Source organism: Pseudomonas campi, from assembly GCF_013200955.2.
Lineage (GTDB): Bacteria > Pseudomonadota > Gammaproteobacteria > Pseudomonadales > Pseudomonadaceae > Aquipseudomonas > Aquipseudomonas campi.
In genome coordinates, this window is the sequence record NZ_CP053697.2 from 1,683,573 (window position 1) to 1,697,704 (window position 14,132).

At 61.9% G+C, this 14,132-nt stretch carries 14 protein-coding genes and 6 tRNA genes; 13 read left to right on the forward strand and 7 right to left on the reverse strand.

Translation table 11 applies throughout. The features are described from left to right. Positions 1–57: 57 nt before the first annotated feature. The 8 genes from astE to HNE05_RS07800 all read left to right on the forward strand — a co-directional run bounded on the left by astE (position 58) and on the right by HNE05_RS07800 (position 6,132). The gene (gene astE, locus HNE05_RS07765) at positions 58–1,050 is read left to right on the forward strand and encodes a succinylglutamate desuccinylase (protein ID WP_173205222.1); all 993 of its coding nucleotides are present in this window, start codon (positions 58–60) and stop codon (positions 1,048–1,050) included. A gap of 167 nt (positions 1,051–1,217) precedes the next feature. Continuing rightward, positions 1,218–3,842: an alanine--tRNA ligase gene (alaS, locus tag HNE05_RS07770; protein WP_173205225.1), complete on the forward strand. Its 2,625-nt coding sequence runs from the start codon at positions 1,218–1,220 to the stop codon at positions 3,840–3,842. 101 nt (positions 3,843–3,943) lie between these two features. Beyond that, positions 3,944–5,182, forward strand: coding sequence for an aspartate kinase (locus HNE05_RS07775; RefSeq protein WP_173205228.1), 1,239 nt, complete (start codon positions 3,944–3,946; stop codon positions 5,180–5,182). A gap of 184 nt (positions 5,183–5,366) precedes the next feature. Next, positions 5,367–5,552 carry a carbon storage regulator CsrA gene (gene csrA, locus HNE05_RS07780; RefSeq protein WP_069517029.1) on the forward strand — a complete coding sequence of 62 codons (186 nt, stop codon included), beginning with the start codon at positions 5,367–5,369 and terminating at the stop codon, positions 5,550–5,552. Positions 5,553–5,614: 62 nt separating this feature from the next. Continuing rightward, positions 5,615–5,705: transfer RNA gene (locus tag HNE05_RS07785), tRNA-Ser, on the forward strand. 52 nt (positions 5,706–5,757) lie between these two features. Further along, positions 5,758–5,834: transfer RNA gene (locus HNE05_RS07790), tRNA-Arg, on the forward strand. 72 nt (positions 5,835–5,906) lie between these two features. Then, positions 5,907–5,983 (forward strand) — tRNA-Arg (locus tag HNE05_RS07795). A 72-nt stretch (positions 5,984–6,055) separates the two neighbouring features. After that, a tRNA-Arg gene (locus HNE05_RS07800) sits at positions 6,056–6,132 on the forward strand. A gap of 39 nt (positions 6,133–6,171) precedes the next feature. On the opposite strand, the gene HNE05_RS07805 is transcribed toward HNE05_RS07800, so the two are convergent. Next, positions 6,172–6,612, reverse strand: a complete 441-nt coding sequence (locus tag HNE05_RS07805; protein ID WP_240008832.1) for an outer membrane protein assembly factor BamE — start codon at positions 6,610–6,612, stop codon at positions 6,172–6,174. 390 nt (positions 6,613–7,002) lie between these two features. Here HNE05_RS07805 and mgtE point away from each other — a divergent pair, with 390 nt between their 5' ends. Continuing rightward, entirely contained in the window at positions 7,003–8,445 is a 1,443-nt protein-coding gene (mgtE, locus tag HNE05_RS07810; protein WP_173205235.1) for a magnesium transporter, read from the forward strand. 87 nt (positions 8,446–8,532) lie between these two features. Here the strand turns inward: mgtE and HNE05_RS07815 are convergent, their stop codons facing one another. Both HNE05_RS07815 and HNE05_RS07820 read right to left on the reverse strand, forming a co-directional pair. Beyond that, positions 8,533–8,859 carry an Arc family DNA-binding protein gene (locus HNE05_RS07815; RefSeq protein ID WP_173205238.1) on the reverse strand — a complete coding sequence of 109 codons (327 nt, stop codon included), beginning with the start codon at positions 8,857–8,859 and terminating at the stop codon, positions 8,533–8,535. 240 nt (positions 8,860–9,099) lie between these two features. Beyond that, complete coding sequence (locus tag HNE05_RS07820) at positions 9,100–9,579, reverse strand: GNAT family N-acetyltransferase (RefSeq protein ID WP_173205242.1); 480 nt, start codon at positions 9,577–9,579, stop codon at positions 9,100–9,102. Between the two features lie 108 nt (positions 9,580–9,687). Between HNE05_RS07820 and HNE05_RS07825 the strand changes: the two genes are divergently transcribed. Then, a tRNA-Arg gene (locus HNE05_RS07825) sits at positions 9,688–9,764 on the forward strand. 115 nt (positions 9,765–9,879) lie between these two features. On the opposite strand, the gene HNE05_RS07830 is transcribed toward HNE05_RS07825, so the two are convergent. After that, positions 9,880–10,281, reverse strand: a complete 402-nt coding sequence (locus tag HNE05_RS07830) for a hypothetical protein (RefSeq protein WP_173205245.1) — start codon at positions 10,279–10,281, stop codon at positions 9,880–9,882. Between the two features lie 120 nt (positions 10,282–10,401). On the opposite strand from HNE05_RS07830, the gene HNE05_RS07835 reads away from it, so the two are divergent. Next, the gene (locus HNE05_RS07835) at positions 10,402–10,938 is read left to right on the forward strand and encodes a methylated-DNA--[protein]-cysteine S-methyltransferase (RefSeq protein WP_173205248.1); all 537 of its coding nucleotides are present in this window, start codon (positions 10,402–10,404) and stop codon (positions 10,936–10,938) included. Positions 10,939–11,227: 289 nt separating this feature from the next. Here the strand turns inward: HNE05_RS07835 and HNE05_RS07840 are convergent. The 3 genes from HNE05_RS07840 to mobA form a co-directional block, all read right to left on the reverse strand. Then, a tRNA-Pro gene (locus HNE05_RS07840) sits at positions 11,228–11,304 on the reverse strand. A gap of 119 nt (positions 11,305–11,423) precedes the next feature. Next, positions 11,424–11,645 (reverse strand): YgdI/YgdR family lipoprotein, encoded by a 222-nt coding sequence (locus HNE05_RS07845; protein WP_173205251.1) that lies wholly within the window; start codon positions 11,643–11,645, stop codon positions 11,424–11,426. A gap of 78 nt (positions 11,646–11,723) precedes the next feature. Next, a complete protein-coding gene (mobA, locus tag HNE05_RS07850) occupies positions 11,724–12,323 on the reverse strand; it encodes a molybdenum cofactor guanylyltransferase MobA (protein ID WP_173205254.1) in 600 nt (199 codons plus the stop codon). Between the two features lie 65 nt (positions 12,324–12,388). Between mobA and moaB the strand changes: the two genes are divergently transcribed. Both moaB and HNE05_RS07860 read left to right on the forward strand, forming a co-directional pair. Next, positions 12,389–12,928: a molybdenum cofactor biosynthesis protein B gene (gene moaB / locus HNE05_RS07855; protein WP_173205257.1), complete on the forward strand. Its 540-nt coding sequence runs from the start codon at positions 12,389–12,391 to the stop codon at positions 12,926–12,928. Then, on the forward strand, positions 12,925–14,121 hold the full coding sequence (locus tag HNE05_RS07860; RefSeq protein ID WP_173205260.1) for a molybdopterin molybdotransferase MoeA: 1,197 nt from the start codon (positions 12,925–12,927) through the stop codon (positions 14,119–14,121). The genes moaB and HNE05_RS07860 overlap by 4 nt, the downstream gene beginning before the upstream one ends. The last annotated feature ends 11 nt before the right edge of the window (positions 14,122–14,132 follow it).

The window sequence follows — 14,132 nt, forward strand, 5'->3', positions numbered from 1 at the left end:
GCCTTGCATGGCTCTAGCTCGCGAGACTTTGAACCGGCTCTAAGGGAATCTGCTGCCATGCTCGCCCTCGGCAAACTGCTTGAACTGACCCTGGCCGGCCGCGAGCCGACCGAGAAGATTCAGCTGACTCGCGAGGGCGCGCGCCTGCATTGGCTGGGCCTCGGGGCGCTGGAAGTGACCCCGCCGGCCGGCGTCGACTGTGGTCTCGATCTGCTGCTTTCCGCCGGTATCCACGGCAACGAAACCGCCCCGATCGAATTACTCGACCGCCTGCTGCAACGCATTGCCTCCGGGCAGCTGATTCCGCAGGCGCGCATTCTCTTCCTGTTCGGTAATCCCGAGGCCATGCGCCGCGGCGAGCGCTATATCGAGCAGGACATCAACCGTCTGTTCAGTGGTCGTCACGAGCAGAGCAGTGGCCCCGAGGCCCTGCGTGCCAATGAGCTGGAGCGCCTGGCTGCTGCCTTCTTCAGCAAGGCCGGGCGTGCCCGCCTGCATTACGACCTGCACACCGCCATCCGTGCCTCGAAGATCGAGCAGTTCGCCCTCTATCCCTATGCAGAAGGGCGTGAGCACTCGGCCAGCGAGCTGGCGCGCTTGCGTGCCGCCGGTATCGATGCGGTGCTGCTGCAGAAGAAAGTTGGCATCACCTTCAGTTCCTATACCTACGCACACCTGGATGCCGAAGCCTTTACCCTGGAACTGGGCAAGGCGCGACCGTTCGGGCAGAACCAGGAGGTCAATCTCGACCTGTTGGAAAAGCGCCTGCAGCAACTGATCGAGAACAACGAGCCGGCCGATGCCGGACTCGCTGGACTGCAGCTGTTCAGCGTGGCGCGCGAGGTGATCAAGCACAGCGATGCCTTCAAGTTGAACCTGCCCGGCGACGTGGAGAACTTCAGCGAGCTGCCGGTCGGCTACCTGCTGGCCGAGGACATCGCCGGTACCCGCTGGCTGGTGGAAGAGCAGGGCGCGCGGATCATCTTCCCCAATCCGAAAGTGAAGAACGGCCTGCGCGCCGGGATCCTGATCGTTCCCACTAGTCTCTGAAGTGCTGAAGCAAAACCGGCGCGCCAGTCATTTTCTGCGCGCTTCATCCAGTCGATAGTCGTTTTCTATCCTTTTTCCCTGCAAACGGGCTGTGCCTGCCGCGCAGGGCCGATATAATGCGGCCCTTTGCCGGCTTGCCGTGGCCGTCGTTTGCCTGGAAGAAATACATGAAAAGCGCAGAAATCCGTGAAGCCTTCCTCCGCTTCTTCGAAGAGAAGGGGCACACCCGTGTTGCATCCAGCTCGCTGATCCCGGCGAACGACCCGACCCTGCTGTTCACCAACGCCGGGATGAACCAGTTCAAGGACTGCTTCCTCGGCCTGGAAAAGCGCGCCTACACCCGCGCCACCACCAGCCAGAAGTGTGTGCGTGCCGGCGGCAAGCACAACGACCTGGAAAACGTCGGCTACACCGCGCGCCATCACACCTTCTTCGAAATGCTGGGCAACTTCAGCTTCGGCGACTACTTCAAGCGTGATGCCATCACCTACGCCTGGGAGTTCCTGACTTCCGACAAGTGGCTGAACCTGCCGAAAGAAAAGCTCTGGGTCACCGTCTACGCCACCGATGACGAGGCCTACGACATCTGGCACAAGGAAGTCGGCATCCCGGCCGAGCGCATGATCCGCATCGGCGACAACAAGGGCGCGCCGTACGCCTCCGACAACTTCTGGGCGATGGGCGATACCGGCCCGTGCGGCCCCTGCACCGAAATCTTCTTCGACCATGGCGAGCACATCTGGGGCGGCCCGCCCGGTTCGCCGGAAGAAGACGGCGACCGCTACATCGAGATCTGGAACAACGTGTTCATGCAGTTCAATCGCACCGCGGATGGCGTGCTGCACGCGCTGCCGGCGCCAAGCGTGGACACCGGCATGGGTCTGGAGCGCATCAGTGCGGTGCTGCAGCACGTCAACTCGAACTACGAGATCGACCTGTTCCAGAGCCTGCTGAATGCCGCGGCCAAGGCCATCGGCTGCGCCAACGAGGCCCAGGCTTCGCTGAAAGTGGTGGCCGACCACATCCGTTCCTGCGGCTTCCTGATCGCCGATGGCGTGACTCCGTCCAACGAAGGTCGCGGCTACGTGCTGCGCCGCATCATCCGTCGCGCCTGCCGCCACGGTAACAAGCTGGGCGCCAAGGGCAGCTTCTTCTACCAGATCGTTGCCGCGCTGGTCGGCGAGATGGGCGAAGCCTTCCCCGAACTGAAGCAGCAGCAGGCGCACATCGAGCGCGTGCTGAAGACCGAGGAAGAGCAGTTCGCCAAGACCCTGGAGCAGGGCCTGAAGATCCTCGAGCAGGATCTGGCCGAGCTGAAGGGCAGCGTCATTCCCGGCGAAGTGATCTTCAAGCTGTATGACACCTACGGCTTCCCCATGGACCTGACCGGCGACATCGCCCGTGAGCGTGAGCTGACCCTCGACGAGGCAGGCTTCGAGCGCGAGATGGATGCCCAGCGCGAGCGCGCCCGCTCCGCCAGTGCCTTCGGCCTGGACTACAACAGCCTGGTCAAGGTCGACGTGGATACCGTCTTTACCGGTTACGCGGGTACCCAGGGTGCCGGCAAGGTCGTCGCCCTGTTCAAGGCCGGTGCTGCCGTCGACAGCCTGGGCGAAGGCGAGGAGGGCGTGATCGTCCTCGACCAGACGCCGTTTTACGCCGAATCCGGCGGCCAGGTCGGCGACACCGGTTACCTCACCACCGCGGGCGTGCGCGTCGATGTGCGCGATACCACCAAGGCCGGTGGTGCTTTCCTGCACCACGTCATCGTGGCTCAGGGCGCGATCAACCTTGGCGCCGAGCTGCAGGCCGTGGTCGATGCCTCGGTGCGCCAGGCCACCGCGCTGAACCACTCCGCGACCCACCTGCTGCACGCGGCGCTGCGCCAGATCCTCGGCGAGCACGTGCAGCAGAAGGGTTCGCTGGTCGACAGCCAACGTCTGCGCTTCGACTTCAGCCACTTCGAAGCGATCAAGCCCGAGCAGCTGAAGGCCCTGGAAGAGCTGGTCAACGCCGAAATCCGCAAGAACTCGGCCGTCGAGACCGAAGAGACCGACATCGAAACCGCCAAGCAGAAAGGCGCCATGGCGCTGTTCGGTGAGAAGTACGGTGATGAAGTGCGCGTACTGAGCATGGGTGGCAGCTTCTCCGTTGAGCTGTGCGGCGGTACCCACGTATCGCGTACCGGTGACATCGGCCTGTTCAAGATCACCAGCGAAGGCGGTGTGGCCGCCGGCGTGCGCCGTATCGAGGGCGTCACCGGGGCGGCAGCGCTGGCCTGGCTGAACGGCGCGGAAGAGCAGCTGAAAGAAGCCGCTGCGCTGGTCAAGGGCAGTCGCGACAACGTGCTGGACAAGCTGTCCGGCCTGATCGAACGCAACCGTCAGCTGGAAAAAGAGCTGGAGCAGCTCAAGGCCAAGGCTGCCAGCGCGGCGGGCAATGATCTCGCCGGTTCTGCCGTCGACATCAAAGGCATCAAGGTGCTGGCTTCGCGTCTCGATGGTCTGGACGGCAAGGCGCTGTTGGCGATGGTCGACCAGTTGAAGAACAAACTCGGCAGTGCGGTGATCCTGCTCGGCGGCGTGCAAGACGACAAGGTCGTGCTGGTTGCCGGCGTGACCCAGGACCTGACCGCCAAGCTCAAGGCCGGCGATCTGATGCGTCAGGCTGCTGCGGCTGTCGGCGGCAAGGGCGGTGGTCGCCCGGACATGGCCCAGGGTGGCGGTGTGGATGCCGGCAAACTGGACGAGGCGCTGGCGCTGGCTGCGACCTTCGTCGAACAAGCGCTGTAAAACAGCAAAAACCAGGCCTGCAGTGCGTCCGGCAGGCCTTGGCAGTGTGACCCGATGCGGGTTTAATGGGCGCCCTTCGAGGAATCAGGCGGCTTTTTGACATGGCTTTGATCGTACAGAAGTTTGGGGGCACCTCCGTCGGCACCGTCGAGCGTATTCAGCAGGTGGCCGAGAAGGTGAAGAAGTTCCGCGCAGGTGGCGATGACATCGTCGTCGTGGTTTCCGCCATGAGTGGCGAAACCAACCGCCTGATCGAACTGGCCAAGCAGGTCAGTGACGGTCAGCCGGTGCCGCGCGAGCTCGACGTGATGGTTTCCACCGGTGAGCAGGTGACCATTGCCCTGCTGGCCATGGCCCTGATCAAACTGGGCGTGCCGGCGGTGTCCTACACCGGCAACCAGGTGCGCATCCTCACCGACAGCGCCCACACCAAAGCGCGTATTCTGCAGATCGACGACCAGCGCATTCGCGCCGACCTCAAGGCCGGTCGTGTCGTGGTGGTAGCCGGTTTCCAGGGTGTGGACGAGGAGGGCAATATCACCACCCTCGGTCGTGGCGGTTCCGATACCACCGGTGTGGCACTGGCGGCGGCGCTGAAAGCCGACGAGTGCCAGATCTACACCGACGTCGATGGTGTCTACACCACCGACCCGCGTGTGGTGCCCAAGGCTCAGCGCCTGGACAAGATCACCTTCGAAGAAATGCTGGAAATGGCCAGCCTCGGCTCCAAGGTGCTGCAGATCCGCTCGGTGGAATTCGCCGGCAAATACAACGTCCCGCTGCGCGTGTTGCACAGCTTTCAGGAGGGGCCAGGCACCCTCATTACCCTTGATGAAGAGGAATCCATGGAACAGCCGATCATCTCCGGCATCGCTTTCAACCGCGACGAAGCCAAGCTGACCATCCGTGGCGTGCCGGACATTCCGGGCGTGGCCTTCAAGATCCTCGGTCCGATCAGTGCCGCCAATATCGAAGTGGACATGATCGTGCAGAACGTGGCGCACGATAACACCACCGACTTCACCTTCACCGTGCACCGCAACGACTACCAGAGCGCCATGGGCGTGCTGGAAAACACCGCGCGCGAGCTGGGTGCCCGTGAAGTGATCGGCGACACCAATATCGCCAAGGTCTCCATCGTCGGTGTCGGCATGCGTTCCCATGCCGGTGTTGCCAGTCGCATGTTCGAGGCATTGGCCAAGGAAACCATCAATATCCAGATGATCTCGACCTCGGAAATCAAGGTTTCCGTAGTGATCGAGGAGAAATATCTGGAGCTGGCGGTGCGCGCGCTGCACACTGCCTTCGAACTGGACGCTCCCGCCCGACAGGGCGAGTGATGCGTTGCCCAAAAGGCGCGGACTAGTCCGCGCCTTTTGTCTTTTTGAGTGGTGCGGCGGAACTTTCCTTTTGCCCGCACTGGTCAATACTTGAGTGAAGGTTCCGATTAGAGCTTCGCGGGGCTGCCACTATTTTATTTTCTGCAGACTTGTTGTCCTGAACTAAATCCGTGAGGAGAAAGGAATGCTGATTCTGACTCGCCGGGTCGGAGAGACCCTGATGGTCGGTGATGAAGTGACCGTCACTGTGTTAGGCGTGAAAGGTAATCAGGTGCGCATCGGCGTCAACGCTCCGAAGGAAGTTGCCGTGCACCGTGAGGAAATTTACCAACGTATTCAGAAAGAGAAGGGCGACGAACCAAGCCACTAATTTTTATCGAAATTTTGGCTTTGCAAACGGGGAAAACATGGTTATCATGCGCCCCGTGTTGCGGAGAGGTGGCCGAGTGGCCGAAGGCGCTCCCCTGCTAAGGGAGTACACCTCAAAAGGGTGTCGGGGGTTCGAATCCCCCCTTCTCCGCCATTATTTAGTGCTGTAGGCGTTGATGTTAGATGCCACAGTGCAAGCGTTACATGCACTCATAGCTCAGCTGGATAGAGTACTCGGCTACGAACCGAGCGGTCGGAGGTTCGAATCCTCCTGAGTGCACCAAATTGAAATGGCTTGCAGTGATGCAGGCCATTTTGTTTCAGCCAGCGGTGATCTGGTTAAAAAGCGCCATTTGCACTCATAGCTCAGCTGGATAGAGTACTCGGCTACGAACCGAGCGGTCGGAGGTTCGAATCCTCCTGAGTGCACCAAATTGAAATGGCTTGCAGTGATGCAGGCCATTTTGTTTCAGCCAGCGGTGATCTGGTTAAAAAGCGCCATTTGCACTCATAGCTCAGCTGGATAGAGTACTCGGCTACGAACCGAGCGGTCGGAGGTTCGAATCCTCCTGAGTGCACCAAACACCAAAAAGCCCGCATTTATGCGGGCTTTTTGCTTTTCAGCGTTTGCCCTTCACGCAGCCGCCTTCATCGAACGTCACCTGGCGTCGATTGCCATCCGTATCCGTGTATTGATAACGGGTTTGGCCATCCTGGGTGGTGACCTTGTCCGGCTTACCCAGGCTGCTTTCCACGTCGCTCTGGGTCATGCCGCTGCGCACCTGCTGACGGATGATGGCGTTGCGTCGCTCGCTGCCGATGACCCGATTGCCGCAACCGTCCTGCTTCTCGCCTGTGACAAGCACCTGCATGCTGCTGCTTTTATCACTCTTGCTGCTCTGGCTCTTGCTGGTCTGGCTCTTGCTGGTCTTGGCCAATGGCACCGGCTTGCCTTGGCCTGGGGTTGGATTGTCGGCGCTCTGCAGCGCCTGGCTGGTATCTAGCGGGCAGCCGTTGCGGGTGTAGGTGATATGGCCACTGGCATCCTCGCAGCGAAACACGGTCGAGGCGAGTGAGTCTTGGTTAGGGGAGAGTAGGGCTGCGCAAAATCCTGCGCATATCAGTCGTAGCATAAGGCGTCCTCCTTGACGTTACTGGGCAAGCCTAGTCGCGGTGGTTCAATGCGCCAGTGGTGTCTTGTGACGCACTGCAAACGTCAGAGCCAAGCCTGTAATCGCTACTGAGGTATGTGATGCAAGCGCTTGTTCTTGCCGCGATTTTGTCGCCTGTCGGGCTGGCTGGAGTGCTATCATTGTTGTGTCAGCCCCGCCGGGGCTTGTGGATTCCCACCATGGACTTACCCAGTAGTTACTCAAAACCCCGATTGCCCAATCGCGTATTGACTGATTGATCCCCGTGGCGTGCTCTGCTGCTGGGGTGGAGCGCGCCATATGACTGAAGTAGAAGCCAAAAAGCCGCAAGAGAGCATGCAGGACCGCCTGGCGCAGGTGGTTGAACTGCTGCATCGGCACAAGCTGGTCGAAGGCCTGGCGCATCGCCAGGAAGGCCAGCACCGGGACCTGGTGGAAAACCTGGTTCATCGGCAAAACCTCGCCGAGTTGCAGCGCAAGCTTGATGAGCTGCACTCGGCCGACGTCGCCCATATCCTTGAAGCCCTGCCACTCAATGAGCGCCTGACCGTCTGGCAACTGGTCAAGGCTGAGCGCGACGGCGACATCCTCCTCGAAGTTTCCGATGCTGTCCGTGAGTCGCTGATCGCGGACATGGATGATCACGAGATCCTTGCGGCTGCCCGCGAAATGGATGCGGACGAGCTGGCGGATCTGGCTCCCGAACTGCCGCGTGATGTTGTGCTCGAGCTGATGGAGTCCCTCGATGCGCAACAGCGCGAGCGCGTGCGCTCGGCGTTGTCCTACGAGGAGGATCAGGTCGGCGCCCTGATGGACTTCGAGATGGTCACCATTCGCGAGGATGTCAGTCTCGAAGTGGTGCTGCGTTATCTGCGGCGCCTCAAGGAGCTGCCAGGCCATACCGACAAATTATTCGTGGTCGACTATGACGGCATCCTCAAGGGTGTGTTGCCGATCAAGCGCCTGCTGGTCAATGACCCGGAAAAGCAGGTCGGCGAGATCATGGCCAGCGACCCGGTCAGCTTCGGTCCGGATGAGGATGCCTATGATGCTGCGCAGGCTTTCGAGCGTTACGACCTGGTTTCTGCTCCCGTAGTCGATGGCTCTGGCAAGTTGATCGGTCGTCTGACCATCGACGAGATGGTCGACCTTATCCGTGAGGAGAGTGAGACCGAAGTGCTCAACATGGCCGGTCTGCGCGAGGAGGAAGACCTGTTCGCGTCGGTGTGGAAGTCGCTTGGCAACCGCTGGTCCTGGCTGGCGATCAACCTGATCACCGCTTTTTTTGCCTCACGGGTGATCGGTCTGTTCGAGGGTTCGATCGAGAAGTTGGTGGCGCTCGCGGCGCTGATGCCGATTGTGGCGGGTATCGGGGGGAACTCGGGTAATCAGACCATCACCATGATCGTGCGCGCCATGGCGCTGGATCAGGTGGGCACCGGCAATACCTCCCGCCTGGTGCGCAAGGAGCTCGGGGTGGCGCTGGTTAATGGCCTGGTCTGGGGCGGTGTTATCGGCGTGGTGGCTTTCCTGCTGTATGACAGCTGGTCTCTGGGCGTGGTGATGACTGGGGCGATGACGCTGAATCTGCTCCTGGCTGCGCTGATGGGTGTGCTGATTCCGATGACGCTGGTGCGCCTGGGGCGTGATCCGGCGATAGGTGCCAGTGTGATGATCACAGCGATGACCGACAGCGGCGGTTTCTTCATCTTCCTGGGCTTGGCCACGATTTTCCTGCTGTAGTCCGCCGCAATAGAAAAGCCGCCTGCGGGCGGCTTTTTCATGGGCATGAAAAAGCCGGCGATCAAGCCGGCTTTTTCGGTTTATGGCTTATGCCTGTTCGGCAGCCAACTCAGCATCGTGGGCGATCAGGGCAACCAGGGCATTCTGCTGACGGTGCGATAGCTGACGGAAACGCTGCAGCAGTTCGCGCTCGTGCAGGGAAAGCTCCGGGCTGTCCAGGCGCAGGCCTTGGTCATCTCCCAGTACGCCTTCCTGCAGCAGGGTCTGCTCCAGGCGGGCGATGATTTCCGAGTTCATGCTGCGATGATGGTTGCGTGCCACGTCAGCGATGCGCTCGCGCATGCCGTCGGGGAGACGAACCACAAACTTGTCAGCCGTGCGGCTGGAATAGAGAGCTTGTTTCATAGGGCGCATACATTAAACCGGTTAGTTCAGGAAAGCGATGCTGGCATTGGGCTATGCGATTGTTACTGCTCTGACTGCGTTTGGCACTAGCCGTTCACCGTCTCATCGACATTTCGTTAGTGGGTCGATTATTTGACGCCAATTGCGTGTCAGATTTTGCCTCCGGATGCAGGCTCATTGCCAGCACCAGTTGTCTGAAATGCGTGCCACTATGCAAAACGATCGTACCAGTATCTCCCGGGTGCCGAGCTAGAGCGGCGCTTTCAGATTGAGGGCAAGGCTTATGCCGTGTTCCGCGAAGCCCAGGTCCTGATAGAAATGATGGGCGGCCTGGCGCGATGCCGCGCTCGATAATCCGACTTTGTAGCAACCCCAGAGGGTTGCCTGGTCGATCGCATTGAGCATCAGAGCTCTGCCTATCCCGCGACCGCGTTGTTCACTGTCTACGACCATGTCCTCGATGATTGCCGAGCGGGCGAAGCCATGGGCGAGGTGCTCGATCAGGTGCAGTGTGCAGGTCCCCAGCAGCAGGTTGTCCCGTTCTGCCACCAGGACTTCGCGGTTGGCTCTTGGGTTCAGGTGCTGTGCAAGCCTGATGCTGTCTGCCGCCGGCTCATCGTGGCCGAGCTGCTTGAGCAAACTGACCAGTCGGCTGGCGTCGCTGGGTCGGGCGCGGCGAATTTTAAGATCGCAGTCCGTGGTTTTGCTGTGGGAGGAATGACTCGGCATGCTGGGTACCTGCTGATGAGTAAAACAGGGTCTACGGCATGACAAATCCAGGCATGCCCGTTAACATGCGGGCCCGTCAAAGGTGGCTCAGCTTGCCGCTTCTTACAGGTCCCAGTAGCTCAATTGGATAGAGCATCCCCCTCCTAAGGGGAAGGTTGGTGGTTCGAACCCACTCTGGGACGCCATTTGACTCAACGGCTGCAGAATCTGTGTTGATGATTCTGGCCTGTCGTGCCAATCCCTTCTTTTCGTTAAGTGCGCTGTTCCAGCGTCTACCGGGCATTCGTCTGTTCGACTGCCTCAGGCATCCCGCAAGAGGTCGTGGGCGTTGAGCAGTTCGTAGGCAATCTCCGGGTGTTTCTCCAGCCCGCGCCGAATTGCAGCCGGGATCGATTGGCGGGTTTTGCGGCACAGTCCGGGCAGTTCATCGAGCTTGATTGCGATGCCACGCATGCTGCGGACTTCGTTGAAGCCAGGGGCGACTTCCAGGTGGATGCCTAGCTGTTCATGGAGGCGCCGCTGCAGATGCTCGAGATCATTGAGGTCGGCAATGTTTTCCAGCCGATCGAGCAGGCGCTTCTCCTCAGTACGGGTCAGGAGGAGGATGCGCAGATCGGCGCCGGGCGTATCCAGCAGATCGTCACGTCCACAGTTACAGGCACCGGGCGGACAAGGTTGGCGAACTTGGACAGGGGAGGTCATGGTGTTCGATCATAGCCATGCGGCGGCCCGCTTGCCTATCGGTTGGGCGCCGCTGCTCGTCAGGTATTACGGGCGGTATCGCCATTAATTGCAATCAAGTGCCCGACAGCATGAGGCCCTATGCCGAGAACAACTGATCAGGAAGCGGTCTGCGGCGATCTGCTCGATTCCCCGCTGGGGCCGATGCTGGCTTTGCTGAATGAGCAGGGCGCGTTGCTGCGTCTGGATTTTTTGCCTGACAATCAGGTGCCCGCGCAGTGGCACGGTTATACCTGGCAGCGTGATACGGCCGCCGTGGCGCCAGTGGCCCGGCAACTTGACGAATACTTCGCCGGTCAGCGGCGGGTCTTCGATCTGCCTCTGGCGCCGCGTGGTACGCCTTATCAGCATGAGGCCTGGCGCCATCTGCGCCAGGTGCCTTACGGCGTGACCCTGACCTACGCCGAGCTGGGCATGCGCTTGTTGCCACACAAGACCTCGGCTCGGGCCATCGGTCGGGCCAACGCGCTCAACCCGATCTCGATCATCGTGCCGTGCCACCGCATCATAGGTGCCGATGGCAGTTTGACCGGCTATGCCGGCGGACTGCAGCGCAAGCTGGCCTTGCTGGAGTTGGAAGGTGTGCACACGGCTGCGCGTCAGCAGGTGCTGCTCTGAGAGCCTGTCTCGCAAAGATCTGAAGTGCTCATAAGGTGCTCTGATGCACCCCGACTCGCCCTTCGTGATTGGCGCGCCACGCAGTTTTACCATTCCGCTCTTAACGGGTTAAGCGGGGGCTGGCGTTGGGCTTGCTGGTTGCCCGGGTGCTGGTAGATGCCCGCTAAGCGCGCCTGGGGTTCAGTGGGTAAGTGCGGCGCAGCCTGTGCGGCAGAAACAACAAAGCCCGCACTAGGCGGGCTTTGTTGTGAGGTTTATAGACTGCTTTAGGCAGCTATAAATCGGGATTTGGTCGGAGCGACAGGATTCGAACCTGCGACCTTCTCGTCCCGAACGAGACGCGCTACCAAGCTGCGCTACGCTCCGTTCAATGGCGCGCATTGTACCGAAAAGGTTTTGCTGCACAAGGGGTTAGCGCGAAGATTTTTGTTCCCACAGTGGCTGCTCAGGTCCTTGGGCAGCCGCCGTGGGAACGGGGTGAAGGCTCACAGTTCCTTAACGCTGAGTACCTCGTCCTTGTTGATTCTGGCCGGTTTGCCGTCGAGCTGTTCGAACTCGTAGAAACCCGCCTCGTCGTCATATTCCGGTACGTCCACGGTCTGGATTTCGCTGCCGTCATTCAGGGTGATCACGCTGGGCGTGGCGCAGCCGGCCAAGGTGCTGAGGCCAAGGGCGATAAACAGGCTGGCAAGGGTTTGTCGAGTCATGGGGTTCTCCCGTCTTATCCGGTGGGTACCCGGTTTCTGACGGGGTAGCGCTGGGCAAGTTCCGCAAAAAAGTGCCCGTCAGCCTCGCTGTGCACTCGCCGCCAGCAGCTCGGGGGTGTTCAGGTTGGCCAGACGCGGGTCGTCTGCGGCGCAGGCGATAGACTGGGCGCCGAGCTGCAGCAACAGGCGCCGGGGGCTGCGCTCGCCGGCTTGCCAGGCCTGCTCGACGGCGCCAGCAAGGCTGCGTGGCAGCAGGCAGAACAGTGGCTCCCACTGCTCGCCGCGACGAATCAGCAGCGGCTTGTCCGGCTCCTCGGCGGCGCGGGCGCGCATGGCCTGCAGCAAGGCCGCATCAATCAGTGGGGCATCGCAGGGCAGAACCAGCAGCCAGGGGTGGCGGGCGGCCTTGAGACCGGCACGGATGCCGGCCAGCGGGCCGGGGAATTCACCGTCGTCATCCTGCACCAACTGATCGGCGAAGGCCGCGTAGCGCTCGGCGTTGCGGTTGCAGGAGATGATCAGGTCGTCGCTCAGCGGGCGCACCACGGCGTGCAGATGGGCGATCAGCGGTTGTCCGCGCCATTCCAGCAGGCCCTTGTCCTGGCCGCCCATGCGCTGCCCGCGACCGCCGGCGAGGAGCAGGATGGAGCAGGCAGGAAGGGGGCTGGAGTCGGTCATGGCGGTGCTCTGGCTGGGGCCTGTGATATAACACCGGCCTGTTTTCGCCACAACCGGATTGCGCCATGAGCCACAAGGCCGAGGCGGCATTCGTGCCGCTGAATATCGCCGTTTTAACCGTCAGTGATACCCGCAGCCTGGACACCGATACCTCGGGCCAGCTGTTCGTCGATCGCCTCAGTGCCGCCGGACACAGCCTGGCCGCGCGGGTGCTGCTGAAGGACGATCTGTACAAGATCCGCGCCCAGGTCGCCAGCTGGATTGCCGAAGACCAGGTGCAGGTGGTGCTGATCACCGGCGGCACCGGTTTCACCGGCCGCGACAGCACCCCGGAAGCCGTGCGCTGCCTGCTGGACAAACAGGTGGATGGTTTCGGCGAGCTGTTCCGGCAGATTTCTGTGGCCGATATCGGCACCTCCACCATCCAGTCGCGCGCCCTGGCCGGCCTGGCCAATGGCACCCTGGTGTGCTGCCTGCCGGGTTCGACCAATGCCTGTCGCACGGCCTGGGACGGCATCCTTGCCGAGCAACTGGACAACCGTCACCGGCCCTGCAATTTCGTGCCACACCTCAAGGCGGTCGGGGCCTGCGAGAGCCGCGGATGAGCCTGCTGCCGGTCGAGGAGGCCCTGGCGCGCCTGCTGGCCCAGGCCGCTGCGGCGCCGATTGACGAGTGCGAGAACGTGCCCTTGGCCGATGCCGATGGCCGCGTACTGGCCGCAGCGCTGATCGCCGATCTGGACCTGCCGCCCTGGCCGAACAGTGCCATGGACGGCTACGCGCTGTGCCTGGCCGACTACAGCGGTGAGCCTTTGCCGGTCAGCCAGCGCATCCTCGCCGGCCAGGCGCCCGCGCCGCTGCAGCCGGGCACCTGCGCGCGGATCTTCACCGGCGCGCCAATGCCGGCCGGCGCCGACTGCGTGGAAATGCAGGAAAACGCCGAAGTGCTGGCCGATGGCCGGGTGCGCTTCAACGAGCCACTGCGGGTGGGGCAGAACGTGCGCCCGCAGGGCCAGGAAACCCGATCCGGCGAGCAGGTGCTGGCCGCCGGCACGCGCCTGGGCCCGGTCGAGCTGGGCCTGGCCGCCTCCCTGGGTCGTGCCGAGTTGTCGGTGCGGCGCCGACCGCGGGTTGCGGTGCTGTCCACCGGTGACGAGCTGATCGAGCCCGGTCTGCCGCTGGGCCCGGGGCAGATCTACAACAGCAACCGCAGCCTGTTGTGCGCCTGGTTGCGTCGCCTGGGTTGCGCGGTGGTGGATGCTGGCATCCTCGCCGACGACCTGCAGCGCACCCGTGATGCCCTGACGGCGCTGGCCGATGTCGACCTGATCCTGTCCACCGGCGGGGTCTCGGTGGGTGAGGCGGATTTCCTCGGCCAGGTATTGCAGGAGGACGGCGAGCTGACCCTGTGGAAGCTGGCGATCAAGCCGGGCAAGCCGCTGACCTGTGGCCACTACCGCGGTGTGCCGGTGATCGGCCTGCCGGGTAATCCGGCCTCCACCCTGGTCACTTTCGGCCTGCTGGCGCGGCCCTATCTGCTGCGACGCCTGGGTGTGGTCGAGGTCGAGCCGCTGGCCATTCAGGTGCCGGCCGGTTTCGCCTGGAGCAAGGCCGGCAAACGCCGCGAGTACCTGCGCGCACGCCTCGAAGGCGGCCGCGCGGTGCTCTATCCGAACCAGAGCTCCGGCGTGCTGCGCAGCGCCGCCTGGGCCGATGGCCTGGTGGAAGTGCTGGAAGACAGGACCTATGCCGAAGGTGAGCTGCTGCGCTTTATTCCGCTGAGCGAGCTGCTGGGGTAGGGCAAAGCACA

Excerpts from the sequence above, each read along its gene's own strand:
- astE (WP_173205222.1), top strand. The coding sequence starts at position 58 with ATGCTCGCCCTCGGCAAACTGCTTGAACTGACCCTGGCCGGCCGCGAG.
- alaS (WP_173205225.1), top strand. The coding sequence starts at position 1,218 with ATGAAAAGCGCAGAAATCCGTGAAGCCTTCCTCCGCTTCTTCGAAGAG.
- HNE05_RS07775 (WP_173205228.1), top strand. The coding sequence starts at position 3,944 with ATGGCTTTGATCGTACAGAAGTTTGGGGGCACCTCCGTCGGCACCGTC.
- csrA (WP_069517029.1), top strand. The coding sequence starts at position 5,367 with ATGCTGATTCTGACTCGCCGGGTCGGAGAGACCCTGATGGTCGGTGAT.
- mgtE (WP_173205235.1), top strand. The coding sequence starts at position 7,003 with ATGACTGAAGTAGAAGCCAAAAAGCCGCAAGAGAGCATGCAGGACCGC.
- HNE05_RS07815 (WP_173205238.1), bottom strand. The coding sequence starts at position 8,859 with ATGCGCCCTATGAAACAAGCTCTCTATTCCAGCCGCACGGCTGACAAG.
- HNE05_RS07820 (WP_173205242.1), bottom strand. The coding sequence starts at position 9,579 with ATGCCGAGTCATTCCTCCCACAGCAAAACCACGGACTGCGATCTTAAA.
- HNE05_RS07830 (WP_173205245.1), bottom strand. The coding sequence starts at position 10,281 with ATGACCTCCCCTGTCCAAGTTCGCCAACCTTGTCCGCCCGGTGCCTGT.
- HNE05_RS07835 (WP_173205248.1), top strand. The coding sequence starts at position 10,402 with ATGCCGAGAACAACTGATCAGGAAGCGGTCTGCGGCGATCTGCTCGAT.
- HNE05_RS07845 (WP_173205251.1), bottom strand. The coding sequence starts at position 11,645 with ATGACTCGACAAACCCTTGCCAGCCTGTTTATCGCCCTTGGCCTCAGC.
- mobA (WP_173205254.1), bottom strand. The coding sequence starts at position 12,323 with ATGACCGACTCCAGCCCCCTTCCTGCCTGCTCCATCCTGCTCCTCGCC.
- moaB (WP_173205257.1), top strand. The coding sequence starts at position 12,389 with ATGAGCCACAAGGCCGAGGCGGCATTCGTGCCGCTGAATATCGCCGTT.
- HNE05_RS07860 (WP_173205260.1), top strand. The coding sequence starts at position 12,925 with ATGAGCCTGCTGCCGGTCGAGGAGGCCCTGGCGCGCCTGCTGGCCCAG.